Raw genomic sequence first — 25,819 nt, forward strand, 5'->3', positions numbered from 1 at the left:
AGATTAAGAGGAGGCGAAATCATGAAAGTCATTATACATAGTGAGAAAAGCGGTATAGCAGGCATGAATTACAGAGATCTTCAGGAGATGCCCCCTGAAAGAGGAGAAGTAAAAGTAAGGTTAAAAACAGCAGGTTTAAACCGGAGAGATTTATTTGTTATGAATAATCGAGGCAAAGGAGATAAGCCGTTTATTCCCGGTTCAGACGGTGCAGGTATTATAGAAGAAGTGGGAGAAGGCGTAAAAGGTTTAAAAATTGGAATAGAAGTGATCATTAATCCAAGTCTGGAGTGGGATCGTATAGAGGACATTCCGTTTACGCCTAAAATTTTAGGTGGTCCATCGAATGGAACGTTTGCAGAGTATGTAATCATAAAAGCGGATAATGTTGTGCAAAAGCCGCCTTATCTATCTTGGAAACAAGCGGGAGTTCTTTCATTATCAGCTTTAACTGCGTATAGAGCTCTCTTTACAAAAGGACAGTTAAAAAAAGGAGAACATCTACTTATTCCTGGTATAGGGAGCGGAGTCGCGACTTATGGCTTGTTATTCGCAAAAGCTATCGGAGCTGACGTAACGGTTACTTCTAGAAGTGATGAAAAAAGAAAGCAAGCCCTAGAGTACGGAGCTGATTATGCATTAGACAGTGGAAGTAACCTAAAAGAAGAAATCAACGATAGAAAAGTAGATATCATACTTGATAGTGTGGGGGCAGCTTTATTTCCGACGTATTTTGAAATACTAAAGCCAAATGGAAGAATTGTTAATTTTGGTGCGAGTTCTGGAAATGAAGTTGAATTGCCTCTAAGAACTATTTTTTATCCTCAATTCAATATACTTGGCACATCTATGGGAAGTCAGGAAGAATTTGTGGACATGATGGATTTTATAGAGAAACATCAAATTAAACCAATCGTCGATAGATTCTATCCGCTGTCAGAGGCAGCTGCAGCTTGCGAACGATTAGATAAAGGAAAACAATTTGGCAATATAGGTTTACTTATTTCAGAATAAAAAAATCCCCGGCGCTAACTGGGGACTTTTTTATATAATCAAACGTTTGTTTAAATGAAAGAAACAAGGTAATAACAGGATTTTTAGCAGTTTTTTATCATAACCACCAAGCCAATAAAAAGGTAACAAATCCTCCTAGTATCAAAAATCCCATGCTGTATTTGAGCGTGTATTTAAACAGTTCACCCTCTTTTCCGGCTAAACCTACTGCTCCAGCAGCGACAGCAATTGATTGAGGAGAAAGCATTTTAGCCATTACGCCGCCGGCAGTATTAGCCGCTACGAGAATAATTGGCAAGACATTAATTTGCTGAGCAGTAGTTAGCTGCAAGTTGCCGAACAGCGCATTATTCGATACGACAGACCCCGTTAGAAATACGCCAATCCAGCCAAGAAATGGAGATAAAAATGGAAAATAAGCAGCTGATGTAGCGAGTGCCAATCCAAGTGTAGAGGACTGTCCTGAATAATTTGAAATAAAAGCAAAAGCAATGACCATCATAATCGTCATAATAGGTCTTGATAGTTCTTTTACGGTTTCCAAAAGAGTGGTCCGTGCCACTTTTGCCGATACGTTAAGCAAGAAAACTGAAAGGATACAAGCGATAAGAATTGCCGTACCTGTTGCTGCAAATAAGTCTATTTTTAAGACAGCAGCGTAAGGCGTAGGATCTTTTACTAAAGGCGCTGCTTTAATTACGTGATTGTGTAAAAATGGGACGTTAATAAGCAGGTTCAGATGTTCAAGCGCCGTTTTGACAAAAGAAATGCTCCAAGCCGTAACGAGTATCGTTAATAGAATAAAAGGAGACCAAGCCTTTAAAATTTGTTTTGGTGACAGGCTGAAGCTTTTAGCTGCTGCCGGGCTTGTTCTTTTAATATAAAAAGCAAGAGCAAGCAAACTCACAATAGAAGATGTGATATTTGGAAGTTCAGGGCCGATGTATGTAACAGTTAAATACTGCGTCAGTGCATAGGAAATGGCTGTGATGCTCGTTGCTTTCCATACGTCTTTTAATCCTTTTATCCCATCCATAATAAAGACAAGTAAAAAAGGGATAAGAAAAGAAATAATCGGAAGCTGCGTGCCAAGAAAATGAGCAATTTCTTTTGGATCAATGCCAGATACTTGTCCTGCGACAATGACAGGAATCCCCATGGCGCCAAAAGCTCCTGAAGCTGTATTAGCAATTAAGCATAGCGCCGCTGCTTTTAACGGTTTGAATCCAAGTCCAACTAGAAGCGCTGCTGTAATGGCAATTGGAGCTCCAAATCCTGCTGCTCCTTCTAAAAAAGCATTAAAGGAAAAAGCAACAAGCAGCATTTGCAAGCGGGGGTCATCGGTTATTGAAATAATAGATTGCCTAATGGTAGTAAACTGTCCGCTTTTGACAGTTAGCTTGTATAAGAACACCGCGCCGATAATAATATAGCTGATGGGCCAAAGTGCATACAAAAACCCATAGCCTGTGGCTCCTAAGACCATTGAGGCAGGCATATCATAAAAATAAATAGCAATAATCATAGAAAGAAGTACCGTAATACCAGCAGCAATGTGTCCTTTTAATTTCAAAAGAGTTAAAGCAATAAAGAAAAAGATGATGGGGATGAGTGCAATTAGTGCAGAAAGCCAAATATTATTTAACGGATTATATACTTGAGTCCACGTCATATTCATACACCTCTACTACATATTTAAAACAAGGGAGCGGGGGAGTCCCCCGCAAAAATCTTTTGATGTTACACAAAAGCTCTGTCGCGAGTTTGCTTAAGAATGCTAGCAGAGTGCTCGAGCTGCTGCTGTTCGTGAGGAGTTAAATTCAATTCAATAATTTGGCGCACGCCGTTTTTATTAATGATAGCCGGCACGCCGATATACACATCAGAAATACCGTATTGTCCTTCTAATAAAGCAGATACCGTTAAAATAGAATTTTCATCATCTAAAATAGCCTTGGTTATGCGTACAAGTCCCATCGCAATTCCGTAATAAGTCGCTCCTTTTCGATTAATAATATGGTAAGCCGCATCGCGTGTTTGTTCGAATAGATGCTGCATATCCGGCTCTTTTTCAATAGCAGCAGTATTGATAAAATGTTCGAGCTTCACACCGCCAATTTGCGCGTGGCTCCAAACAGGAAATTCCGTATCTCCATGTTCCCCCATAATATAAGCGTGGACGTTGCGAGAATCTACTTCGAAATAGTCGCTTAACAAGTAGCGGAAGCGAGCTGTGTCAAGAATCGTTCCTGAACCAATTACTCGTTCGTTTGGTAATCCTGATACTTTTTGTGTAACGTGTGCGAGAATATCAACTGGATTTGTTGCCACTAAAATGATGCCGTCAAATCCGCTGTTCATAATATCTTTTACAATGCATTCAAAAATTTTAACGTTTTTTTCAACTAGATCTAAGCGCGTTTCCCCTGGAGCTTGATTAGCGCCCGCTGTAATAACTACTAAATCAGCATCAGCGCAGTCTTTATAATCTCCAGCCCAGATTTTCATCGGTGTGGCAAATGGCATTCCATGATTGATATCGCGTGCTTCGCCTTCTGCTTTTTCTTTGTTCATATCGATTAACACTAATTCATTGGCAATACCTTGATTCACCATTGAAAAAGCGTAGCTTGAGCCAACAAAACCAGTTCCGATAATGGCAACTTTTCGTGTCTTTGGTGTAAATTGTGTTTTCATTTGTATCATCCTTTGAATTTTATTTTGTGATGTTTTTCACAATGTTAGTGTAACAAGAATAAATACCCTCGGCTGTGATAAAAATCACACCCTTAAAAAAATAGTAAACAATTTTACAGGGCGATTTAAAAAAGGGTTCTTCTACATGAAGTGCCACATTTAGAAAGATCTTAAACGTTTAAAGTGTTGAGTAAAGGCAACTTGTTTTGCAGAAAGCTAAAGAGTTTAACATTCTCTATTTGTATGTTAACAGCCAATAATGTTTCTATAGACCCACACGAAATCCATTTGTTACACTAAGTTTGCTTATTTTGAATAAAGGAGTGGAAGGGATGGAGAACTACTATGAGCAAGCCCAAAAAGGCGCTTGGGTTAGTATCTTATCATATATCTTTTTATCAGCATGTAAACTTATTATTGCGGGTGTCACCGCTTCCTCTGCTTTAAAAGCCGACGGTCTTAATAATGTTACAGATATTATTGCATCAATTGCCGTCTTAGTCGGCTTAAAAATCTCTAAAAAACCTCGCGATAATGATCATCCCTATGGACATTCCAGAGCGGAACATATCTCTTCACTTATTGCTTCTTTTATCATGATGGTCATCGGACTAGAAGTATTGGTCGACGCGGGTCAGTCATTATTTATGGACAAATCTGAAGCGCCTAATTTACTGGCTGCTTGGGTAGGTCTTGGAGCGGCTGCTGTTATGGGTGGTGTCTACCGGTATAATATTAAGCTTGCTAAAAAACTTGATAGCCAGTCTTTATATGCGGTTGCTAAAGATAATTTGTCTGATGCACTTGTGAGTATAGGGGCTGTTGTGGGAATTTTCGGCTCACAATTCGGCCTGCCCTGGCTGGACGTGGTAGCTGCTTTTGCTGTGGGAATTATTATTTGTAAAACAGCCATCGAGATTTTTAAAGAAGCGGCTCACTCCTTAACGGACGGATTTGATGAAGAAAAGTTAGGGCACTACAAAGAAAGCATTGGGCTTGTAGAAGGTGTAAAAGAAGTAGAAGATGTGAAAGCGCGCAAGCTTGGTAATCAAGTCGTGATTGATGTAACTGTTAAAGTAGATCCCCATTTAAATGTTATTAAAAGCCATGAAATTGCTGATCAAATTGAACATATGATGAACGATGAGCATCAGATTAAAGATACGCTTGTTCATATTGAACCTGATGCATACGAAAAGCAAAAATAAAACCAGCACGTTCTTTCGTTATGAAAGGATGGGCTGGTTTTATTTTTGGAGAAATTTGAAATAAATCACAAAAACTTCTTCAAAAATGAAAATGAAAAGCCGTTATTAGTAATATAAAGATTTTTGTAGAAGGGTGAGGGAATGAAGAGGTTAAGTGCAAAGCTCGTAGTATTTTTTAGTATTTTTATAGCTATTTTATTATTAGTTGTTTCAGGGGCTGTTTATCAATTTACCAAAACACAAATAGAAAAAGATGTAGAGATTCAGTCTCAAAGTCAAGTGAAAGAGTTAAAAGAAACGATTCATACGTACTTAGACATGTATAGTCGTTCTTTGCTGACGTATAGTGAAAATGACGTAATTGTTAATTTTGTTAAGCAGGAAGGAAATCAAACAAACCAAGAGAAAAATCCGTATTTTACATGGAATACGGTTCAAAAAGAGTTTACGCAGTTTAAAGAAAAATATCCAAACCTGGCACTTGAATACATAGGCACTAAAAATAAGGGAATGTATTCTGTTCCTAAGCAAGAGTACGGATCAGGTTATGACCCGACTTCAAGAGTTTGGTACAAACAAGCAATGGCATTACCTAATCAAGTAATTTACACGGATCCATATGAAGATGCAGCAACGAAAAAGACGGTTGTGACGATTGCAAAGGCTATTTTAGATTCAGATACTAAAAATGTGTTGGGCGTTATAGCTACTGATTTAGACTTAGATGCATTAAAAAACATTGTAGGTAAAGCAGAAGTAAATCACGGTGGATATGCATTTTTATTTGATCAAAATGGCACAGCGCTCGTTCATCCAACAGAAGCTGGAAAAAATTTAATGAATCAGCCATTTATGAAAAAAATGTACGAAGCAGACCGGAATAAAGATTTCATGAAGTATACCTTTCAAGGTGAAGAGAGAGTGATGGCATATGATACTCTCGAAGGAACGAATTGGAAGATAGGAAACGCCTTTATTTATAATGAAATGCTCTCAAGCGCTCATCATTTACTGAATGTGATTGTCTGGATTGCGTTAATTGGCATCTTATTATCAGTGGTGTTAACCATCTTTTTCTCAAGAATCATTACGAATCCAATTCGCCGCTTGAAAAACGAAGTAGCCAAAGTAACAGCTGGCGATTTAACAGTTCAGGTTCAGACGAAGTCAAAAGATGAAATTGGTGAACTTACTCATTTATTTAACGATATGGTAGCTAAAATGAAAACATTGATTGGCACGGTTCAGACGTCTGTTGAGACAGTAAAAACGTCTGTTGAAGACTTGAGTGCTGTATCTGAAGAAGCAACTGCATCCAGTGAAGAAATTGGCCGGGCTATCCATGAGATTGCCAGCGGCGCCACCCAGCAGGCTTCTGACGCTGACTCTACTAATCACAAAACGATGAGTTTATCTTCACAAATTGAAGAAGTCATTGAACAAAACGCCGAGATTAATAAAATGACGATTGAAGCTGTAACCATCAATGAAAAAGGCTTAAAACAAATGCAGCTGCTTCGCAACCAAACTACCGAATCATCTCAGACGATTCACGGTGTTCAAACGGTAATGGAAGAGTTAACAAGTAAGATGAAAGAAATTGAATCTATTATTTTTACAATTAATAGCATTTCAGATCAGACAAATTTACTTGCACTAAATGCTAGTATTGAAGCAGCTCGTGCAGGAGAACATGGCAAAGGATTTGCGGTAGTAGCTGAAGAGGTACGAAAACTTGCTGAACAGTCCTCTCAGGCTACTGAACAAGTTCGCCACACGATTGCAGCGATTCAAGGGGAAGTCGCGGCTGCTCGTGAAGAATGCAACCGGACAGAAGAACTTTCAAAATCTCAAGACTTTGTGGTAGGAGACACAGAACAAGCTTTTCGTGAAATTGCTACTACCATTGAGCAGGTGGCAGCGGCTGTCGAACATGTAACAAGCAGCATGGACAGCATTGATGAGCATAAGGAAGACGTGGTAGCGGCCATTCAAAGTATAGCAGCTATTGCACAGCAATCAGCAGCAGGAACGGAAGAAATTACGGCTTCTACAGAAGAACAAATTAGAGCTATTTCTACTGTTTCTCAATCGGCTGAACATTTGCAAGAGATTAGTGAAGAATTGGCGAACTTGATTCGTCAATTTAAAATTAAATAAAAAAGAGCGCCAATAACATATTGGCGCTCTTTTTTATTTAATAGGAAAACAAGTTGCTGTACGGTAAAAAAACCTGCTGATCTGGAGGTGCAACAGCTGACACGCGCTGATGTGTAAACGGGTGTATAAAAGAAAGCTTAATGGCATGTAAAGCTTGCTGCTGATCTTTTAATCTCTTTCCGCCATAAAGCGTATCACCAAGTAATGGATGGCCGATGTGACTCATATGAACACGTATTTGGTGAGTGCGTCCGGTCTCGAGCGAAAGTTCAATAAGCGTTTCATTTTTTGCCATATTGCGCTTTAACACGCGATAAGATGTTTTGGCAGCTTGTCCCGTTCTAGATACTCTTCTTCTCGTAGCGTGATGGCGATCGCGTCCAATAGGTTCATTAACGATTCCTTGCTCTTGTTTCATGAGTCCTTGGACAAGAGCAACATAAGTCCGGTTAATTTTACGTTCAGCCAGCAGCTGGTCAAACACAGAACTTGCTACAAAATGCTTCGTGAATAAGATAGCACCTGATGTATCGCTGTCCAAACGGTGAACGTGTCTAGGCTTTGTTTTGAGGCCTATTTTTTGAAAATAAGCAGCTACAGCATTTAAAAGAGTTTTTTGGTCCTGCTCTGATGAAGGATGAGTATTTAGGTTTATTGGTTTGTTTACAATTAGCACGTGTTCATCTTCAAACAAAATCTCTATATTAACATTGTAAGGTGTTATTTCATCAGGTTCTGCTTCAAAAAAAGGGAGTGACACTCTATCATTTTCCTTAAGAGTGTTCCTCCATGGTAAAGGTTCACCGTTTATAAGCACATTTTTATTCATCCGAAACTGATGCAGCGTTTTTTTAGGAATACGCCATTTCGTTTTTAAATAATCTTCAATTGTTTGCCCTGCATCATTTTTTGCGATTTTATCTTCTAGCCATTGGCCGTGTATACTCATATTTAATCCCTTCCTTACATACTAGTAAATATCCTTTAATCTTTAAAAAGAACTTGTAAATAATTAGGAGGAAATAACTACCTGAAGTTCTCGTTTTATGTTTATGTTATGCTAAATAAAGAGACATAAGTTAAGAGAAAAAAGGGGGGGTAACCATGAAAATTGCCCAAGCAGCTCCGCCAGAAATGGAGAATTACATAGAAGAGTTGACTGAACAGCTTCGCTATGACTTGTTACCTCGGTATGTATCTGTAGATAAGCTTAATCCTGATGAATTATTAAATCCAGATTATTGTACAGACCATTTATATAATGGCTTACTCGATGAAGCATTGCAAGTCATTAGTAGCCTTCAGACAATAATTGCCGTAATTGAAGCGATTCAACATCGGCCGATTGAAGAAAGCGACTGCGAGCAATTCGAAAAAAATATTGCAATTTTAAAAAAATACGGGTTTTTATTTCCTGTTTCCATTGAGTGTTTTGCAAAAGAAAACAATTTGATTACGTATTCGTATGAATCGTTTTATAATTCATACATAAATTAAAGAGGCTGGGAGAAAAGTATTTTAGCCTAAGTGAAAAACGAACTATTGATCAGCAAGTTTGATGAGTGGTTCGTTTTTTTTATGGTGAATACAACTTCATCTGTTTCGTCCTTCCAGCAGTTGATTGAAGGGCAAGGCGAAGACTCTTGCGGAAAAAGCGGGACAGATGAGACCCCGCAGGAGCGCAAGCGACGAGGAGGCTCAGCGCCCGCCCGCGGAAAGCGAAGCCTTGCATGGAAATCAACGGCGGTGTCATAAGCGGTTCAGTTCATGTATCTGATTTGTTCGTCTTTAGGTTGGATTCATTTAGTTCTGTACCGGCCTCTTTTTAATCATATATTTCAGACTTCTATTGGACATTCAAAAAGAGCTTGTGATATGGTCAAACTTGTATAAATCCATCAAAAAATAAATAGGAGCGAAAACATGACAAAAGCAAAATTATGTTTTATCGGTGCAGGCTTTCACGCATCAACGAACATTTACCCCTCTGTTATTGAAGCGGGAGCAGAAATTAAAGCAATTTCCACACGCAGTATCGAAAGATCAAAAACTGCTCTTCAACGATTTGGGAGCAGCGGTACGCCGTACGATGATTATAAGAAAATGCTAAAGCAAGAAAAGTGCGATGGAGTAGTGGTTGTGGCACAGCCTGAAGATCATCCTGCTTTGGTGCTGGATTGCATTCGAGCAGGACAAAATGTTTATGTGGACAAGCCTTTGGGGATGAATGAAAGAGAAGCAAAAGAGATTTCAGATGCTGCTAAGCAAGCTGGCGTAAAAGTTATGGTAGGTTTTATGAAGCGCTATGCGCCTTGTTATATGAAGTTAAAAGAATTAATTGAAGAAGGTAGCCTAGGAAGTGTCCGTTCATTTCAAGCAAGATTTGCTGTAGACAGTACCCCTTTTTGTAAAGATGAAGAGCAGTTTATGAAGCTTGCTGCCATACATATTGTTGATCTCGTCCGTCACTTGTTCGGCGAAGTCGTTCACGTGACAGGGTTCAGAAATAATCATGGTGAATATATTTCAAATAGTATTTCGCTGAAGTTTGACAATGGCACTGTAGGGAGCCTGTATTTTACTGGCATGACAGCATGGTCTCGAGAAAGTGAAAACTTATTAGTGACATTTGACGATGGCTTTGCTTTTGTTGACGAAATAAATTCATTAACTATTCACGAATCCCAGACTTTTGATGAATTACCGTGGAAATCATTAAAAGAAAACGATCGTGTGTTTACACCTTCTGCTTCACCGATGTCGGGAGCTTATCGAGATCTTTACCTTCGTGGTTTTGTTGGAGAGATGGCTCATTTTATTGAGTGTTGTACAAATGACCAAGAACCTCTTTCCAGTGGGAGCGACAATGTAAAAACGATGAGATTATGTGATCAAATACTGTCATCTTTAATGTAAAGAAAGCTTTAAAGAAAAGAATGTACGATGAATAGCTTACTGCAAATTATGTAAATCATACTAAATAATGTTATGATTAGACAGGTCGTATAAACGAAAGCATTTACCTTTCATAAGATTACAAAACGTTTCAATCTTATTACATATGTTTAAAATTAGCCTAAATGGTTTCTTTTTACGCCTATATCATATACAATGCCCCCTAGATGATTTTTTCGAATAGCTAATAATCGTTTGGGATTATGAAAGGAGATTAATCATGAGAAAACTGATGTATACATTGCTCATTGGGTTAATTGCTGCAGCTTTAACAGCTTGTGGTTCAAACGATGATGCAAAGCAATCAAAGAACGATGATCAAAAAACTGCACAAACTGAGAAGCAAAAAGAGGCTCAGGAAAAGCAGGAAAAGCAAGCAAAAGAAATGCAGAAGAAATTAGATAAACAAAAAGTAGATGAAAAGAAAACCGTAGCAGTTGTAAACGGTAAAAAAGTTTCGGGTGAAGAATATAATGCAGCCCTGGCTACATCACAAAATCAGTACCAACAAATGGGACAAGACCCAACTTCTAAAGAAGCAGCTAAACAAGTAAAGCAGCAAACAATTGACAATTTAGTAGGTCAAACGCTGCTATTGCAAGAAGCTGAAAACAAAGGCTATAAAGCAACTGATGAAGAAGTAAATAAAAAGTTAAAAGAAACGAAAAAGCAGTTCAAAACAGATAAACAGTTCAAAGCGGCTTTAAAAGATGCAGGAATCACTCAATCACAATTAAAGTCTGAGCTGGCTGACAGCATTAAATACCAGCAGTACGTAGATAAAGATATCCAAACACCTGAAGTAACAGATAAGGAAATTCAAGATTATTACGATCAATTTGCAAAACAAAGCCAAAGTCAAGCAAGCGGCAGTAAAGAACAATCTCAAATGCCAAAGCTTGAAGACGTAAAGCCTCAAATTAAGCAGCAGCTTGAACAACAAAAGAAACAAGAAGCATTACAGAAAAAAGTTGAAGAACTTAAGAAAAATGCAAAAGTTGAAGTGAAGCTTTAAATACAAATGAAACGGCCCTTTAAAGGGCCGTTTTTTTGTTATGTACATTTATTGCTTCTTGTCAGTAAAAAGGGGTGCGTGAAAGATTTTAATGTATTTTGACTTATAAGGTAAAAAGTGTTCTGATGGTTTGCCTTTCATCCTATACTTTTCTTATATAGATATAAGAGAAATTGGGGGAGTCGATAAATGAAAAAGGTGGCTGTTTTTTTTGTTGGGCTTGTTTTTTTACTCGCAGGGATGGGTCTGACAGGCAATGCTTCTGCGGCGTCAAATCAACTTATTATCATTAATAAATCTACTAACACCCTTGCTTTTTATAATGGAGGAAAATTAGTAAAGACGTTCAAAGTTGCGACAGGGAGGCAGATGAGTTATACACCAGAGGGTACTTTTAGCATTGTGAATAAAATTAAAAACCGGCCTTATTATAAAGACAACATTCGGGGAGGAGATCCTAGGAATCCACTAGGTGATCGCTGGCTAGGATTAAATGCGCGCGGAACGTATGGCACCACGTACGCTATTCATGGAAATAATAATCCAAGTTCTATCGGGACCTACGCAAGTTCAGGGTGCATTCGTATGTATGATGAAGAGGTACGCTGGCTGTTTGACCGCGTTCAAACCGGTACAAAAGTGGTTATTGGTCAATTTCATTCTCAAAGTTTTGATTCAATCGCTATGAAAAATAAATACAAAATAAGCAGTACTCCAGTTGCCCAGAATCTTTGTAAAACGAAAAAGCTCTCAAAAGGCCAAATTGGTTTTGTAACGATTCAATCACCGATGGTTTTGTTAAAAGAAGAACAAGGAAAATGGGTAAAGATTCGTACGTTAAATCGCGGTGAACGTTATAATGTATATAAAATAGATGGCATTAAAGTCTCTTTAGGACCAGGATTTATTGAAAATTATCCTAATAAAAAAACATCCATAAAATTAGATATTTGCAAATAGAAAATGAGGCTGGGACAAAAGTATTTTAGCCTAAGTGAAAAACGAACCATTGATCAGAATTTTGATTCTTGGTTCGTTTTTTTTATTATGGTGAACGCAGATTTCATCTGTTTCGTTCCTTCTAGCAGTTGATGGGAGGGTGAAGACTCCTGCGGCCGCCCGCGGAAAGCGAAGTCTTGCACGGAAGTCAACAGCGGTGTCACAAGCTATCCATACGAGCTAATCCATTTTTTCGTCTTTAGATTGGATTTATTTCGTTATGTCTCAACCTCATTTTTTGAATTTTTAATAATGTTTATTATAATAAAAAACAGGGAAACTAATTGCCTAATGAAGAGAGAGAAAGGGTTGTTTGAGCGTATGTCTACAATAGACTTATCAAAATTCGAGAAAAAAATGATTATTCGTAACATCAAACCGGACGATATAGATGAAATTTTAGCACTTCAAAAGCTATCATTTCCCGGAATGGATCCGTGGAAAAAAGAACAGCTTGAAAGTCATCTGGCCATTTTTCCAGAAGGACAAATATGTGCAGAGTACGACGGGGAAATTATCGGATCTTGTTCAAGCTTGATTGTGAACTTTGATGAGTACGATGATCAGCATACGTGGGACGATATTACAGACGAAGGATACATTACAAATCATAACCCGGAAGGCTACAATCTGTATGGAATTGAAGTAATGGTTCATCCAAAGTATCGCGGCATGAAAATAGGACGCCGCTTATATGAAGCGCGTAAAGATTTAGCACGTGAATTGAACCTTAAAAGTATCATCATCGGAGGAAGAATTCCTAATTACCATAAGCATTCAGCTGAAATGTCGCCTAGAGAGTATGTAGAGCAAGTTATTCATCATAAAATTTATGATCCAGTACTATCTTTTCAGCTAATGAACGGATTTACGCTTATGCGTATAAACCCTGGTTATCTTCCTGATGACCTAGCTTCTAATAAGTATGCAACGCTGATGGAATGGAACAACGTAGATTATGTTCGCCGTTCAAAACGCCATTTTAAAACATCATTCCCAGTGCGTATTTGTGTTGTTCAGTATATGATGAAACAGATCAATTCATTTGAAGAGTTTGCAACACAGGTAGAATATTATACAGATGTTGCTTATGATGCAAAAGCCGACTTCTGCGTATTCCCGGAAATTTTCACAACTCAGCTCATGTCTTTCTTGAATGAAAAGATTCCAAGCAAAGCGGTTCAGCGCGTAGCAGAATATACGGAAGAGTACATTGAGTTATTTACTAACTTAGCGGTTAAATATAACGTAAATATTATTGGAGGATCCCACTTCGTCGAAGAAGATAATGGAGATATCTTTAATATTGCCTATCTATTCCGCCGAGATGGAACAATTGAAAAGCAGTACAAAGTGCATATTACACCTAATGAAAGAAAATGGTGGGGAATTAGCCCAGGAGATAAAGTTGAAGTGTTTGATACAGATTGCGGGAAAATTGCGATCCAAATTTGCTATGACATTGAATTTCCTGAGCTTGCTCGTATTGCTACAGATAAAGGTGCAAATATTATTTTTACACCATTCTGTACGGAAGATCGTCAAGGCTATCTGCGCGTAAGATACTGCTCTCAGGCTCGTGCGATCGAAAACCAAATTTATACGGTTATCGCAGGTACGGTTGGAAACCTGCCTGAAACAGAAAATATGGATATTCAGTACGCTCAGTCTGCTATTTTTGCACCGTCTGACTTTGAATTTGCACGAGACGGTATTGTAGGAGAATGTAACCCTAATATTGAAATGGTGGTTATTGGAGATGTAGATTTAGAAATTCTTCGTCGCCAGCGTCAATCAGGAACGGTTCGTCAATTAAAAGATCGACGCCATGACGTTTACAATATTAAATATAAAAAATAACGCAGTTTCTAAAAACATCATGCAAATGCATGGTGTTTTTTATTTCAACTTTTGCCATAATAAAAACTATTACAATGAATTTTGTGGACTAACCATGGAAAAGAGGGGAAAACATGAGTTTTCATGGACAATCGGTATTACCCGCTGTTCGAGATATGAAGCAATTGGAAAATTTTTTAGTAAGCAATTACGAGTACGGAGTTCTTTTAGACAATCAAGTGGGCATGCTAAAAGGAATTATGAGAGAGGTTCATAAGCATGAAAAAAAGCTAATCATTCATTTAGACTTAATTCATGGCTTAAAGCACGATGAGTATGCGGTTGATTTTTTGTGTCAGGAGTTTAAGCCTGCGGGGATTATTTCGACAAGAACAAACGTCATTTTAAAAGCTAAACAAAGAGGAATCTATGCCATTCAACGGGTCTTTTTATTAGACAGCACGGCTTTGAAGAAAAGCTACGAGTTAATGAAGAAAGTAAAACCCGATTATATTGAGCTTCTTCCTGGAATTGTGCCCACTTTAATCCAAGAAGTCAAAGCTGAAACAGGCATTCCGGTGTTAGCCGGAGGTTTAATACGAACCGAAGAAGAAGTTCGTAATGCTTTAGGAGCCGGGGCTTCTGCTGTTACAACATCAAATAGAGAACTGTGGAGTATTTCAACTTAAAAAAACTGTTTGACAACGCTTTCATCATCTAGTAAACTTCTAGATAAGTTAATAGTTGTGAGGGAGAATAGGAGATCCACGGTATAGCCTTTTAATGATTTTATTAGGGGGATGTATGGTGGATTTTCTTATTTTCTTGTAATGTTAACCGTGTTTATACAAAGGGGAGGTATTTATATGCAAGCATTTTTAGGAGAAGTAATTGGAACAATGATACTAATTATCCTTGGCGCTGGTGTATGTGCGGGCGTCAATTTAAAAAAATCGTTTGCTGCTAATTCAGGATGGATTGTTATCACAATGGGGTGGGGAATGGCAGTAGCCATGGCAGCATATGCGGTTGGTAATATGAGTGGAGCACACTTAAACCCAGCGCTAACAGTAGCGCTTGCTATTACAGGTGATTTTCCATGGTCGCAAGTACCGATGTACATTTTAGCTCAGTTTATTGGAGCGATTCTTGGTGCAACAGTTGTTTATTTACACTATCTTCCACACTGGAAAGAAACAAAAGATGCTGGTACAAAACTAGGCGTATTTGCAACGGGGCCAGCAATTGCGAACCCATTTGCAAACGTTTTAAGTGAGGCGATTGGAACATTTGTATTAGTAGTAGGAATTTTAGCAATTGGAGCAAATAAATTTACAGATGGATTAAATCCTTTAGTAGTAGGATTTTTAATCGTAAGTATTGGTTTATCATTAGGAGGAACAACAGGGTATGCTATCAACCCTGCTCGTGATTTAGGACCTCGTATTGCTCATGCTATCTTGCCGATACCGGGTAAAGGCAGCTCGAACTGGAAATATGCATGGGTGCCAGTAGTGGGGCCTCTATTAGGGGGATCAATTGGCGCAGTCTTTTATCAAGCAGCATTCTTAAATAAAATGTCTAACAGCTTATGGATTGTCTTAAGTATTGCAGTGATTGTTTTAGCGGTTATCTACGCGGTTTCTAAACAAAAAGCAGCGCAAATTCAATCAGCAGTAGTACCGAAAAAATGAATGCGCTTTACCATCTAACTATGTACAATAAAGAAACGACACTATACAGAGAATAGGGGATATTGATATGGAAAAATTTATTTTATCTTTAGACCAAGGAACAACGAGCTCACGAGCAATGTTATTTAATAAAAAAGGTGAAGTTGTGCATGTAGCTCAAAAAGAGTTTACGCAGTACTTTCCAAAACCAGGTTGGGTAGAGCATAATGCAAGTGAAATTTGGGGTTCTATCCTTGCTGTTATCGCATCTTGTTTATCTGAGTCAGGCGTTCACGCGGACCAAATTGAAGCAATTGGGATTACGAATCAGCGTGAAACAGCCGTAGTATGGGAAAAAGCAACAGGAAAACCCGTGTATAATGCTATCGTATGGCAGTCTCGTCAAACGTCTGGTATTTGTGAAGAATTAAAGGCAAAAGGATTAAACGATACGTTCCGCGACAAAACGGGGTTATTAATTGACGCATACTTCTCTGGAACGAAAGTAAAGTGGATTTTAGATAACGTAGAAGGTGCACGAGAAAAAGCAGAAAACGGTGAATTGTTATTTGGAACAATTGATACATGGTTAATTTGGAAGTTATCAGGCGGAAAAGCGCATGTAACGGATTACTCAAATGCCTCTCGCACGCTTATGTTCAATATCTACGATTTAAAATGGGATGATGAACTACTAGATATTTTAGGAGTACCAAAATCTATGCTTCCGGAAGTAAAGCCTTCTTCTGAAGTATACGCTCATACCGTAGATTATCATTTCTTTGGTCAAAACATTCCAATTGCTGGAGCAGCAGGGGATCAGCAAGCCGCTTTATTTGGACAAGCGTGCTATGAAAAAGGAATGGCGAAAAACACGTATGGAACAGGTTGCTTCATGTTAATGAATACGGGTGAAAAAGCAGTTAAGTCGGATCACGGTTTGTTAACTACATTAGCATGGGGGATCAACGGCAAAGTAGAATACGCGCTTGAAGGCAGTATTTTTGTAGCAGGATCTGCTATTCAGTGGCTTCGCGACGGTTTGAGAATGTTTAAAAATGCGGCTGAAACTGAAAACTATGCAACACGAGTAGAGTCTACAGACGGCGTATATATTGTGCCAGCTTTCGTAGGACTTGGAACACCTTATTGGGATAGCGATGTACGTGGAGCGATGTTTGGATTAACTCGAGGTACAAAAAAAGAACACTTTATCCGTGCAACGCTTGAATCATTAGCTTATCAAACAAGAGACGTATTAAGCGCGATGGAAGCAGACTCTGGAATTACATTAAAAACATTGCGTGTAGACGGAGGAGCAGTTAAAAATAATTTCTTAATGCAGTTCCAAAGTGATGTGTTAGATGTTCCTGTTGAGCGTCCTCAAGTGAATGAAACAACCGCTCTTGGGGCAGCATATTTAGCGGGTCTTGCGGTCGGCTACTGGAAAGATTGTGATGAAATTGCGCAGCAGTGGAATATGGAAAAATCTTTCGAACCAAATATGGAAGAAGAACAACGTGAAGAATTATATAGCGGCTGGAAAAAAGCCGTACATGCAACAATGGCTTTTAAGTAATTATTTGATGAAAATCCTTTAATTAAAAGCGCATGTATGATATAATGTATTCAAGTTAATAAATTGGTTGGAGAATCGGAGAGACCACAGATCCATATGTAGGCATACTATATATGTGATTTGTGGTCTCTCTTTTTGTATATTGGAAAATTTTGATATCTTTGAAAAATGAAAGGGGAATGACGTATGTTTTCAAGTCAAACACGTTCGAATAAATTGGTAGACATGACACAAAATCAATATGATTTATTAGTAATTGGTGGGGGAATTACTGGGTCAGGTATTGCACTTGATGCGACTCATCGAGGCATGAAAACGGCATTAGTTGAAATGCAGGATTTCGCAGCAGGAACATCTAGTCGTTCAACGAAGCTTGTTCACGGCGGTCTACGCTATTTAAAACAGTTTGAAGTTAAAATGGTAGCCGAAGTTGGTAAAGAACGTGCCATTGTATATGAAAATGGCCCTCATGTAACGACTCCGGAGTGGATGCTGTTACCTTTCCATACGGGTGGAACATTTGGGAAATTCTCAACTTCAATTGGATTGCGCGTATATGATTTCTTAGCAGGAGTAAAACGTGCAGAGCGCCGCAAAATGTTTAGCGCAGAAGAAACGCTTAGACGCGAGCCACTAGTGAAATCTAAAGAGTTAAAAGGCGGCGGTTACTACGTTGAATATAAAACAGATGATGCACGTTTAACGATTGAAGTAGCTAAAGAAGCTGCCGCAAGAGGAGCAGATTTAGTCAATTACACAAAAGTGGAAAACTTCATCTACGATAAAGGAAAAGTAGTAGGGGCTGTTGTTCGCGATCAGCTTACGAATAAAGAATATAATATCTATGCAAAAAAAATCGTCAATGCTGCAGGTCCATGGGTGGACACGCTGCGTGAAAAAGATAATTCAAAAAAAGGCAAGCAGCTTCAATTAACAAAAGGAATTCACTTAGTTATTGATCAAGAGCGCTTTCCGTTAAAACAAGCCATTTACTTTGATACACCTGACGGACGTATGGTATTTGCAATTCCGCGTGATGGAAAAACATACGTAGGCACAACAGACACGGTCTATAAAGAAGACGCTAGACATCCGCGTATGACTGTAAAAGACCGTCAATATGTTATTGATGCGATTAACTATATGTTCCCAACGGTTGATATTACAGTAGACGACGTAGAATCAAGCTGGGCGGGTGTTCGTCCACTTATTCACGAACAAGGAAAAGATCCTTCTGAAATTTCGCGTAAAGATGAAATCTGGACATCAGAATCAGGTTTAATTACAATCGCTGGAGGGAAATTAACTGGGTACCGTAAAATGGCTGAAATTGTCGTAAATCGCGTAGCTGAAGATTTTAAAGCAGAAGGACGCGAATTTGAAAGCTGTCAAACTAAACATTTACCGATTTCTGGAGGTAATGTAGGAGGTTCAGGCGGGTTCCCAACGTTTGTAGAGCAAAAAGTCAAAGAAGGCATCAAACTAGGGTTATCACGTGACGCTGCTGAAAAGCTTGTAAAACGCTATGGCTCAAACGTAGACAAAGTATACCGCTACATGATTGAACGTCCGGATCAGCTAAAAAACAGCGACCTTCCAGCTAGTGTATTTTTGCAAATTCAATATGGCATAGAAGAAGAAATGGTTTCAAAACCAGTGGACTTCTTCATTCGACGTACGGGCGCTTTATTCTTTGATATCAACTGGGTAAGAAGCTGGAAAAAACAAGTGATTGCTCATATGGCCGAAGAGTTAAAGTGGACGCCTGAGCAAACAAAAGCTTATACCGATGAATTAGAACAGCACCTTCATGACGCAGTTGTACCAGTAGATGAAAAAGTTAACCGTATGACAGGTATTTCATGATAAAATAAAAAAGTACCTCAAAATTTGTCAATACAGCCATAATATAATAGCAGGAAGTCAAATTTTGACGAAGAAATATAATATGACTGTTAAAAAAAGAGAAAGACGATTACTCGTTTTTCTCTTTTCATACATATTTACATTTATATAAGGGGGCTTTTTTTTATGAGTTGGAAAGAAACGTATACATCTTGGATTAATCACCCAAATTTAGATCCTGAATTACGTCAAAATTTGGATGCAATCAAAGGTGATGAAAAACAATTAGAAGATAGTTTTTACAAAACATTGGAATTTGGAACAGGCGGAATGCGTGGAGAAATTGGAGCGGGTACAAACCGTATGAATACGTATACAATCCGAAAAGCTTCTGAAGGCTTTGCTGAGTACATTAAACAAGCTGGTGAAGAAGCTATCAAGCAAGGCGTAGTCATTGCATATGATTCTCGCCACAAATCGCCTGAATTTGCGATGGAAGCAGCAAAAACATTAGCAAGTCACGGAATTAAAACGTATGTATTTGAAGAGCTAAGACCAACACCTGAACTTTCATTTGCAGTGCGTGAGTTAAACGCATTTGGAGGTATTGTTATTACAGCGAGCCACAATCCTCCTGAATATAATGGATACAAAGTATATGGTCCAGACGGTGGTCAGCTGCCGCCAAAAGAAGCTGATGAACTAGTTGGCTTTGTAAATGCTGTGGAAAATGAACTTACATTAGCTGTTCAATCTGAAGCGGAGCTAAAAGAAAAAGGTTTTATTGAAATGATTGGTTCAGCGATTGACGAAGCATACAATGAGAAACTAAAAACGATTTTAATTAATCCAGAGCTAGCTTCTGAAACAGGTAAAGACTTAAAGGTAGTTTTTACACCTCTACATGGTACAGCTAATAAGCCAGTTCGCAACGCGCTTCAATCCATCGGCTACGAAAATGTTACGGTTATTGAAGAACAAGAACTTCCTGATCCGAATTTCTCGACGGTTAAATCTCCGAATCCTGAAGAGCCGGCTGCATTTGAATATGCTGTTCGTAAAGGAAAAGAAATTGATGCAGATCTCTTAATCGCAACGGATCCAGATGCAGACCGTTTAGGAATTGCTGTCAAAGATCCAAGCGGCGAATATGCGTTATTAACAGGAAATCAAACCGGTGCTTTATTGCTTCACTATTTGCTTTCTCAAAAGAAAGAAAAAGGCGTGCTGCCTGCTAATGGCGTTGTGTTAAAAACGATTGTAACGTCAGAAATCGGCGCACAAATTGCTCGTTCATTTGGATTGCAAGTTGTTGACACTCTAACAGGTTTTAAATTTATCGGTGAAAAAATTAAGCAATATGAGCAAACGGGCGAGTATACATTCCAATTCGGTTATGAAGAAAGCTACGGCTATTTAATTGGTGACTTTGCTCGTGACAAAGACGCTGTACAAGCAGCCATTCTAGCGGTAGAAGCTTGTGCTTATTATAAAAAGCAGGGCATGACGCTATATGAAGCGCTTCAGCAAGTGTTTACTAAATATGGTTTCTATCGTGAAGGTCTGAAATCTTTAACGCTTAAAGGAAAAGAAGGATCTGAGCAAATTCAGCATATTTTGGCTACATTTAGAAATGAGCCTCCTACTGACATTGCAGGGTTAAATGTTTCGGTTGTAGAGGATTATACATTAAGTGAGCGCCAGCATATTAAAGCAGGAAAAGTAGAAGAGATTACATTACCAAAATCAAATGTATTAAAATATATCTTAGAGGACGGTTCTTGGTTCTGCCTTCGTCCGTCTGGTACAGAGCCAAAGGTGAAGTTCTATTTTGGCGTTGTGTCAGAAGATGAAGCAACGAGCATTGCCCATTTAGAAGCTGTACAAACAGCTGTAATGGGTGAAGTGGAGCGTGTACTAGATAAAGTGAAAACGGTATAAAAATAAAGCCTGCTCAAACTTGAGCAGGCTTCTTTTATGATACTTTATTTGATTGCGTATTTGACAAATATGAAGAAGATCGTAGAGCTTTATAAATTCTCGGAGCAAGCATAGCCCCAAGAACAGTGAAAATAAGATCCTTTACAGCAAACCACGACATAATCTTCCAAGCAGCTGCATATGTCATTGTAGGAGCTTCAAGCCAGTAGTTAACCGCTATATACATATACGTAGTACCAATTAAATAAATAACTGCAATACCAACCAGCGATGAAATTAAAAAGATAGAAAAAGTCGGCTTGCCGCGCATTTCCATAATTTTTCCTGTGATAAATGCAGCGACAATATAAGAAAGCAAAAAGCCGCCGGTGCTTCCAAATAAAATACCAATTCCTGCTTTAAATTGAGCAAATACCGGAGCGCCGGCAATGCCAATTAATACATATACAATCATCGAAATAGAACCCATTCGGCTCCCAAGTAAAAGTCCTGCTAATATAACAAAAAAAGGCTGAAGCGAAAGAGGCACGCCGCCTACTTGTAAAAAAGGTGCCCAAGAAGTAATGTTTGCACCAATAGCCATAAGAGCTGCAAACATACCGGCTAATGTTAAATCTAATGTGCGAAACCTTTTAGTATTCATATATGTTCCTCCCAGTATGTACTGAAATATCTTAGCGTATGTACTGAAGATTGTACGTCGAATTCACTTTTATGTCAACGATAAAAATAAATATGTTTACATATATTATTTGATGTTTTTTGAAATGAAATATGCATATTTTTAGTGCAACATAAAAAAATAAAGAAGGGAATTCATCCCTTCTTTGTCCAAGTGTGTGTATCAAAAATACTAGTACAATGATTCTTCCAGAAGCTCCGGGTTGTGCTCCGAATATTCCGTTGCATGATCAATGTAGCGTAGTAAAGAATAAAGCTCTTCTTGAATGATGCGGTAGTTTCGTTCAAAATTGTAGGCGTGCAAAAAATGTTCAATCTTTTTTGAAAGAAAATCGTCGTCTGTTCGAACCATTAAAATTAATAAGTTATCCCATTGTGAACGGTGTGTGTAATATAAAGCTCGATCATAATCAATTACATCCATTAATAACGTTCCTCCTTTTGAGGAGTTGAAATTAGTGTATGATATTTGCGGGAATTCTTACGCTGTAAATGTTGGGCAAAAGACCAGTGCATAATTAAAAGAGGTTGTAGTCATTATGTAAGAAGAATAAACGTACAGCACCGGATAAATGATAAGAAAGGCAAAGAATAACGAAGCGTAACAGTTACATTACATCCATTATTTAAGACAACTAAATAAAAATCCCCTTTTCTTGAAAAAATAAAGCTTCTTTTTGATGAAAACACATGAATTGACATGTTTGTACATAGATTGAAGTAAGGAGTGAAAGGGGGAGCTGTCGTGAAAGAAGCAGATTATAAGCAATTATACCGTGCGATTGATGAAATTACGGAAATAGCTAGCGGTTTCGGTTTGGATTTTTATCCGATGCGCTATGAAATTTGCCCGGCAGATATTATTTATACGTTTGGTGCATATGGAATGCCAACTCGTTTTTCACATTGGAGCTTTGGAAAACAATTTTACAAAATGAAATTACACTACGATCTTGGATTGAGTAAAATTTATGAATTAGTTATCAATTCAGATCCTTGTTATGCATTTTTATTGGATTCCAATGCGCTTATTCAGAATAAATTAATTGTAGCTCACGTGTTAGCTCACTGTGACTTCTTTAAAAATAACAGCCGTTTTGCCAACACTAAACGGGATATGGTAGAAAGTATGGCAGCGACCGCTGATCGAATTAAAGAATACGAAGTAAAGCACGGTAAGCGTGAAGTAGAAAAGTTTTTGGATGCTGTCTTATCGATTCAGGAACATATTGATCCGTCTCTTATGCGTGCCAAGCTTTCTTGGAGCATAGATGATGTAGAATCATCGGAAGAAGAAATCACTTCTCCTTATGATGATTTATGGAATTTGGATTATAAAGAAAAGAAAAAACCAAAACCTCCAAAGTCTTTTAAAAAATTTCCGCCTCAGCCTGAAAAAGACATCTTATTATTTATTGAAGAATACAGTCCTTATTTAGAGGATTGGCAGCGGGATATTTTAACGATGATGCGAGAAGAAATGCTTTATTTCTGGCCGCAGCTTGAAACAAAAATTATGAATGAAGGCTGGGCTTCTTTCTGGCATCAACGCATTATTCGAGAAATGGACTTAACGAGTGATGAAGCGATAGAATTCGCGAAGCTAAATGCAGGGGTTGTGCAGCCGTCCAAGACGGGAATCAATCCATATTATTTGGGATTAAAAATCTTCGAAGACATTGAAGAACGCTACAACAATCCAACCGAAGATATGATTCGCCGGGGCGTCGAGCCCGGGTCAGGAAGAGAGAAGATGTTTGAGGTACGTGAGGTTGAATCAGATATTTCCTTTATCCGCAATTACTTAACAAAAGATTTAGTTATGCGGGAGGATATGTACTTATTCCAAAAACAAGGAAAAGACTATAAAATCGTCGATAAAGAGTGGACAGAAGTTAGAGATCAGCTTGTTAATATGCGCGTAAACGGAGGATTTCCTTACATCACAGTAACCAATGGAGACTATTTAAAAAATGGAGAGCTCTATTTAAAACACTGGTATGAAGGAATTGAATTAGATGTTAAATACTTAGAAAAAGTGGTACCTTATGTTCATCAGCTTTGGGGCCGACCGGTTCATTTAGAAACGATGATGGAAGGCAAGCCAATTGCCTTCACGTATGATGGGAAAACAGTGCATCGAAAACATTTATAAAAAGGAGACCGCTTAAATAGCGGTCTTTTTGTGCTTCTGTAACTTGTTATCCGTATAAATTGAAAAAATAAAATGAGTATGTGATAATTAAATGAGAATTATTTTCAATTAGAAAGGAAGATAAGATGTTTGTTGTAAACGCAAGTTTTGAAACGGAAAAGAAATTTGAAGAACGGCTCAAGCAAAAAGCTAAGAAAAACAAAACAGAAATTGAGGAAGCCAAAGGAAATTTATCGTTCGAATGCTGGAAAAAAGATTCCGCGGATAAAGTCGAATATATCTTTGTATCCAAGTGGGAAGAAAAACAGTTCTTTCAAGCTTGGATTTCAAGAGAAGAACATGTGAATGAACATAAAGAAGCGAATAAAAAGAAAACGAAAGCATTTTCTGAAGCTATGGAAATCAAAAAAACGCTGCGTTTTTATGAGGCGGTAGAAGAAGACATTCTTTCCTAAAAAAGCACGCTTGACTTTCATAAATGTTGTAACTATAATGATTACAACAAAATAGGAGTGAGAGTAATGAAAATTAGCAGTCGATTCACCGTGGCCGTTCACATACTGTCTTTAATTAAAGTAGATAGCAGTCATCCTAGTACTTCAGAGTGGATTGCTAGCAGTGTAAATACAAATCCTGTTGTTATAAGACGAGTAATTGGGATGTTAAAGAAAGCTGGACTTGTGGGCGTAAAAGCCGGAGCTTATCTATTGAAAGATTTAGAAGAGATAACGTTGTTAGACGTTTATCGAGCGGTAGCGGCTGTGGAAGAAGGAGAATTGTTTCAAATGCATGAAAATCCTAATGTGGAGTGTCCTGTAGGAGCCAATATTCAAAGTGTCCTTGAATTGATTTTAAAACGTTCTCAAGATGCCATGGAACAAGTCTTAGCCGATGTGACGATGAAAGAATTAGTGACGGATTTAATAGCAAAAATAGATGCATAATAACATGCGTCTGTTCGTAAAAAAACGGAGAAACCCAGGTTTCTCCGTTTTTTTATAGCTTCACAATTGTTCGTCCTCGAGCTTGTCCTTTTAATAAAGTAGGAAGAACCTGAGGGAGATCTTGTAAAGAAACTTCCTGCTGAATGAAAGGTTCGAAGCTTTCAGGTTTAAAGTCATTAGCGAGTCTATTCCAAATCTCTTTTCGAGTAGGCATTGGACAGTAAACAGAATCGATGCCGAGTAAATTAATCCCTCTCAAAATGAAGGGAAAGACCGTTGTTGGCACTTTGCCTCCAGCTGTTAGCCCGCTGACCGCTACAGAGCCTCCGTACTGAATTTGACTGAGGACAGAAGCTAGGGGCTCTCCACCCACAGGATCCACTGCAGCGGCCCATTTTTGCTTGCCTAATGCTTTTAATTTGCCGTTATAAACGTCTTCACGCGCTACAATAGAGGAAGCGCCAAGCTCTTTCAAATAAGCTGCTTCCGAGCTTTTTCCTGTACTTGCTTCCACTGTGTAGCCTAATTTTGAAAGAATGGCAACCGCAAAGCTTCCTACACCTCCCGTAGCCCCTGTTACAAGCACAGAGCCGTTAGATGGACTAGTATGGTTTTCCTCTAAGCGATGCACAGATAAAGCAGCTGTAAAGCCAGCTGTTCCGATAATCATTGCTTCTTTTAACGTCAAATTTTCAGGAAGAGGGACAATCCATTCGCTGCGTAAGCGCGCATACTCACTGTAGCCTCCAAAGTGTGATACGCCAATGTCATAGCTTGTTGCGATGACACGATCACCTTCTTTAAAATCAGGGCTGTCAGAAGATACAACGATTCCTGCTAGGTCAATACCTGGAACAAACGGATAGCTTGTCACAATATTGCCGTTTGCGATGCTGGCTAAGCTATCTTTATAATTCACCCCTGAATAATGAACGCGAATAAGTACATCGCCTTCTGGCAAATCGTTTAGCGTCAGTTCTTGGACAGACGCCTCCACTTGTTCTTCACCTGTTTTATCTACTACTAATGCTGAAAATGATTGCTTCATTTTATTTCTCCTTTCTATACCGAGATGTATATGCCTATACATAGATTACCTTATTTCTATACCCAT

23 protein-coding genes are annotated in these 25,819 nt (G+C 38.4%); 17 read left to right on the forward strand and 6 right to left on the reverse strand.

Annotated features, from left to right (window positions below; all coding sequences use genetic code 11):
• Window positions 1-21: 21 nt before the first annotated feature.
• Window positions 22-1,014, forward strand: coding sequence for a zinc-binding dehydrogenase (locus ACMX9J_RS23720; protein WP_154974264.1), 993 nt, complete (start codon window positions 22-24; stop codon window positions 1,012-1,014).
• Between the two features lie 97 nt (window positions 1,015-1,111).
• Here ACMX9J_RS23720 and ACMX9J_RS23725 read toward each other — a convergent pair whose 3' ends face one another.
• Both ACMX9J_RS23725 and ACMX9J_RS23730 read right to left on the reverse strand, forming a co-directional pair.
• The gene (locus ACMX9J_RS23725; protein ID WP_416226271.1) at window positions 1,112-2,692 is read right to left on the reverse strand and encodes a lactate permease LctP family transporter; all 1,581 of its coding nucleotides are present in this window, start codon (window positions 2,690-2,692) and stop codon (window positions 1,112-1,114) included.
• 62 nt (window positions 2,693-2,754) lie between these two features.
• Window positions 2,755-3,711, reverse strand: a complete 957-nt coding sequence (locus ACMX9J_RS23730; protein ID WP_416226272.1) for an L-lactate dehydrogenase — start codon at window positions 3,709-3,711, stop codon at window positions 2,755-2,757.
• Between the two features lie 332 nt (window positions 3,712-4,043).
• On the opposite strand from ACMX9J_RS23730, the gene ACMX9J_RS23735 reads away from it, so the two are divergent.
• Both ACMX9J_RS23735 and ACMX9J_RS23740 read left to right on the forward strand, forming a co-directional pair.
• Window positions 4,044-4,919 carry a cation diffusion facilitator family transporter gene (locus ACMX9J_RS23735; protein WP_028414323.1) on the forward strand — a complete coding sequence of 292 codons (876 nt, stop codon included), beginning with the start codon at window positions 4,044-4,046 and terminating at the stop codon, window positions 4,917-4,919.
• Between the two features lie 141 nt (window positions 4,920-5,060).
• On the forward strand, window positions 5,061-7,079 hold the full coding sequence (locus tag ACMX9J_RS23740; protein ID WP_416226273.1) for a methyl-accepting chemotaxis protein: 2,019 nt from the start codon (window positions 5,061-5,063) through the stop codon (window positions 7,077-7,079).
• Window positions 7,080-7,116: 37 nt separating this feature from the next.
• Here ACMX9J_RS23740 and ACMX9J_RS23745 read toward each other — a convergent pair whose 3' ends face one another.
• Window positions 7,117-8,028 (reverse strand): RluA family pseudouridine synthase, encoded by a 912-nt coding sequence (locus ACMX9J_RS23745; protein ID WP_047751693.1) that lies wholly within the window; start codon window positions 8,026-8,028, stop codon window positions 7,117-7,119.
• Between the two features lie 155 nt (window positions 8,029-8,183).
• Here ACMX9J_RS23745 and ACMX9J_RS23750 point away from each other — a divergent pair, with 155 nt between their 5' ends.
• The 11 genes from ACMX9J_RS23750 to ACMX9J_RS23800 all read left to right on the forward strand — a co-directional run bounded on the left by ACMX9J_RS23750 (window position 8,184) and on the right by ACMX9J_RS23800 (window position 20,925).
• Window positions 8,184-8,576: a YhcU family protein gene (locus ACMX9J_RS23750; protein WP_013081630.1), complete on the forward strand. Its 393-nt coding sequence runs from the start codon at window positions 8,184-8,186 to the stop codon at window positions 8,574-8,576.
• Between the two features lie 30 nt (window positions 8,577-8,606).
• Window positions 8,607-8,834, forward strand: a complete 228-nt coding sequence (locus ACMX9J_RS23755) for a hypothetical protein (RefSeq protein ID WP_047751692.1) — start codon at window positions 8,607-8,609, stop codon at window positions 8,832-8,834.
• Between the two features lie 168 nt (window positions 8,835-9,002).
• A complete protein-coding gene (locus ACMX9J_RS23760; protein ID WP_028412595.1) occupies window positions 9,003-9,995 on the forward strand; it encodes a Gfo/Idh/MocA family protein in 993 nt (330 codons plus the stop codon).
• 259 nt (window positions 9,996-10,254) lie between these two features.
• Entirely contained in the window at window positions 10,255-11,049 is a 795-nt protein-coding gene (locus ACMX9J_RS23765) for a SurA N-terminal domain-containing protein (RefSeq protein WP_033580669.1), read from the forward strand.
• A gap of 189 nt (window positions 11,050-11,238) precedes the next feature.
• Window positions 11,239-12,009 carry a L,D-transpeptidase gene (locus ACMX9J_RS23770; RefSeq protein WP_033580668.1) on the forward strand — a complete coding sequence of 257 codons (771 nt, stop codon included), beginning with the start codon at window positions 11,239-11,241 and terminating at the stop codon, window positions 12,007-12,009.
• 360 nt (window positions 12,010-12,369) lie between these two features.
• Complete coding sequence (locus ACMX9J_RS23775) at window positions 12,370-13,908, forward strand: carbon-nitrogen hydrolase family protein (protein ID WP_013055260.1); 1,539 nt, start codon at window positions 12,370-12,372, stop codon at window positions 13,906-13,908.
• A 113-nt stretch (window positions 13,909-14,021) separates the two neighbouring features.
• Window positions 14,022-14,576 (forward strand): glycerol-3-phosphate responsive antiterminator, encoded by a 555-nt coding sequence (locus ACMX9J_RS23780; protein WP_033580667.1) that lies wholly within the window; start codon window positions 14,022-14,024, stop codon window positions 14,574-14,576.
• 177 nt (window positions 14,577-14,753) lie between these two features.
• The gene (locus ACMX9J_RS23785) at window positions 14,754-15,581 is read left to right on the forward strand and encodes an MIP/aquaporin family protein (RefSeq protein WP_033580666.1); all 828 of its coding nucleotides are present in this window, start codon (window positions 14,754-14,756) and stop codon (window positions 15,579-15,581) included.
• 67 nt (window positions 15,582-15,648) lie between these two features.
• Window positions 15,649-17,139: a glycerol kinase GlpK gene (glpK, locus tag ACMX9J_RS23790; protein WP_033580665.1), complete on the forward strand. Its 1,491-nt coding sequence runs from the start codon at window positions 15,649-15,651 to the stop codon at window positions 17,137-17,139.
• Between the two features lie 186 nt (window positions 17,140-17,325).
• Complete coding sequence (locus tag ACMX9J_RS23795; RefSeq protein WP_034268068.1) at window positions 17,326-19,005, forward strand: glycerol-3-phosphate dehydrogenase/oxidase; 1,680 nt, start codon at window positions 17,326-17,328, stop codon at window positions 19,003-19,005.
• A 165-nt stretch (window positions 19,006-19,170) separates the two neighbouring features.
• Entirely contained in the window at window positions 19,171-20,925 is a 1,755-nt protein-coding gene (locus tag ACMX9J_RS23800; protein ID WP_416226274.1) for a phospho-sugar mutase, read from the forward strand.
• Between the two features lie 34 nt (window positions 20,926-20,959).
• On the opposite strand, the gene ACMX9J_RS23805 is transcribed toward ACMX9J_RS23800, so the two are convergent.
• The gene (locus tag ACMX9J_RS23805) at window positions 20,960-21,568 is read right to left on the reverse strand and encodes a biotin transporter BioY (protein WP_311265346.1); all 609 of its coding nucleotides are present in this window, start codon (window positions 21,566-21,568) and stop codon (window positions 20,960-20,962) included.
• A 210-nt stretch (window positions 21,569-21,778) separates the two neighbouring features.
• Entirely contained in the window at window positions 21,779-22,030 is a 252-nt protein-coding gene (locus ACMX9J_RS23810; RefSeq protein WP_013055267.1) for a YhdB family protein, read from the reverse strand.
• Window positions 22,031-22,351: 321 nt separating this feature from the next.
• Between ACMX9J_RS23810 and ACMX9J_RS23815 the strand changes: the two genes are divergently transcribed.
• The 3 genes from ACMX9J_RS23815 to ACMX9J_RS23825 all read left to right on the forward strand — a co-directional run bounded on the left by ACMX9J_RS23815 (window position 22,352) and on the right by ACMX9J_RS23825 (window position 24,705).
• Window positions 22,352-23,761: a SpoVR family protein gene (locus ACMX9J_RS23815; RefSeq protein ID WP_033580662.1), complete on the forward strand. Its 1,410-nt coding sequence runs from the start codon at window positions 22,352-22,354 to the stop codon at window positions 23,759-23,761.
• A 125-nt stretch (window positions 23,762-23,886) separates the two neighbouring features.
• Window positions 23,887-24,216: an antibiotic biosynthesis monooxygenase family protein gene (locus ACMX9J_RS23820; protein WP_033580661.1), complete on the forward strand. Its 330-nt coding sequence runs from the start codon at window positions 23,887-23,889 to the stop codon at window positions 24,214-24,216.
• A gap of 66 nt (window positions 24,217-24,282) precedes the next feature.
• Window positions 24,283-24,705 (forward strand): Rrf2 family transcriptional regulator, encoded by a 423-nt coding sequence (locus ACMX9J_RS23825; protein WP_328170825.1) that lies wholly within the window; start codon window positions 24,283-24,285, stop codon window positions 24,703-24,705.
• Between the two features lie 52 nt (window positions 24,706-24,757).
• On the opposite strand, the gene ACMX9J_RS23830 is transcribed toward ACMX9J_RS23825, so the two are convergent.
• Entirely contained in the window at window positions 24,758-25,753 is a 996-nt protein-coding gene (locus tag ACMX9J_RS23830; protein ID WP_028412585.1) for an NADPH:quinone oxidoreductase family protein, read from the reverse strand.
• Window positions 25,754-25,819: the final 66 nt, after the last annotated feature.

The sequence above is a fragment of the Priestia sp. RMT2NF4 genome, from assembly GCF_047872835.1.
GTDB lineage: Bacteria > Bacillota > Bacilli > Bacillales > Bacillaceae_H > Priestia > Priestia zanthoxyli.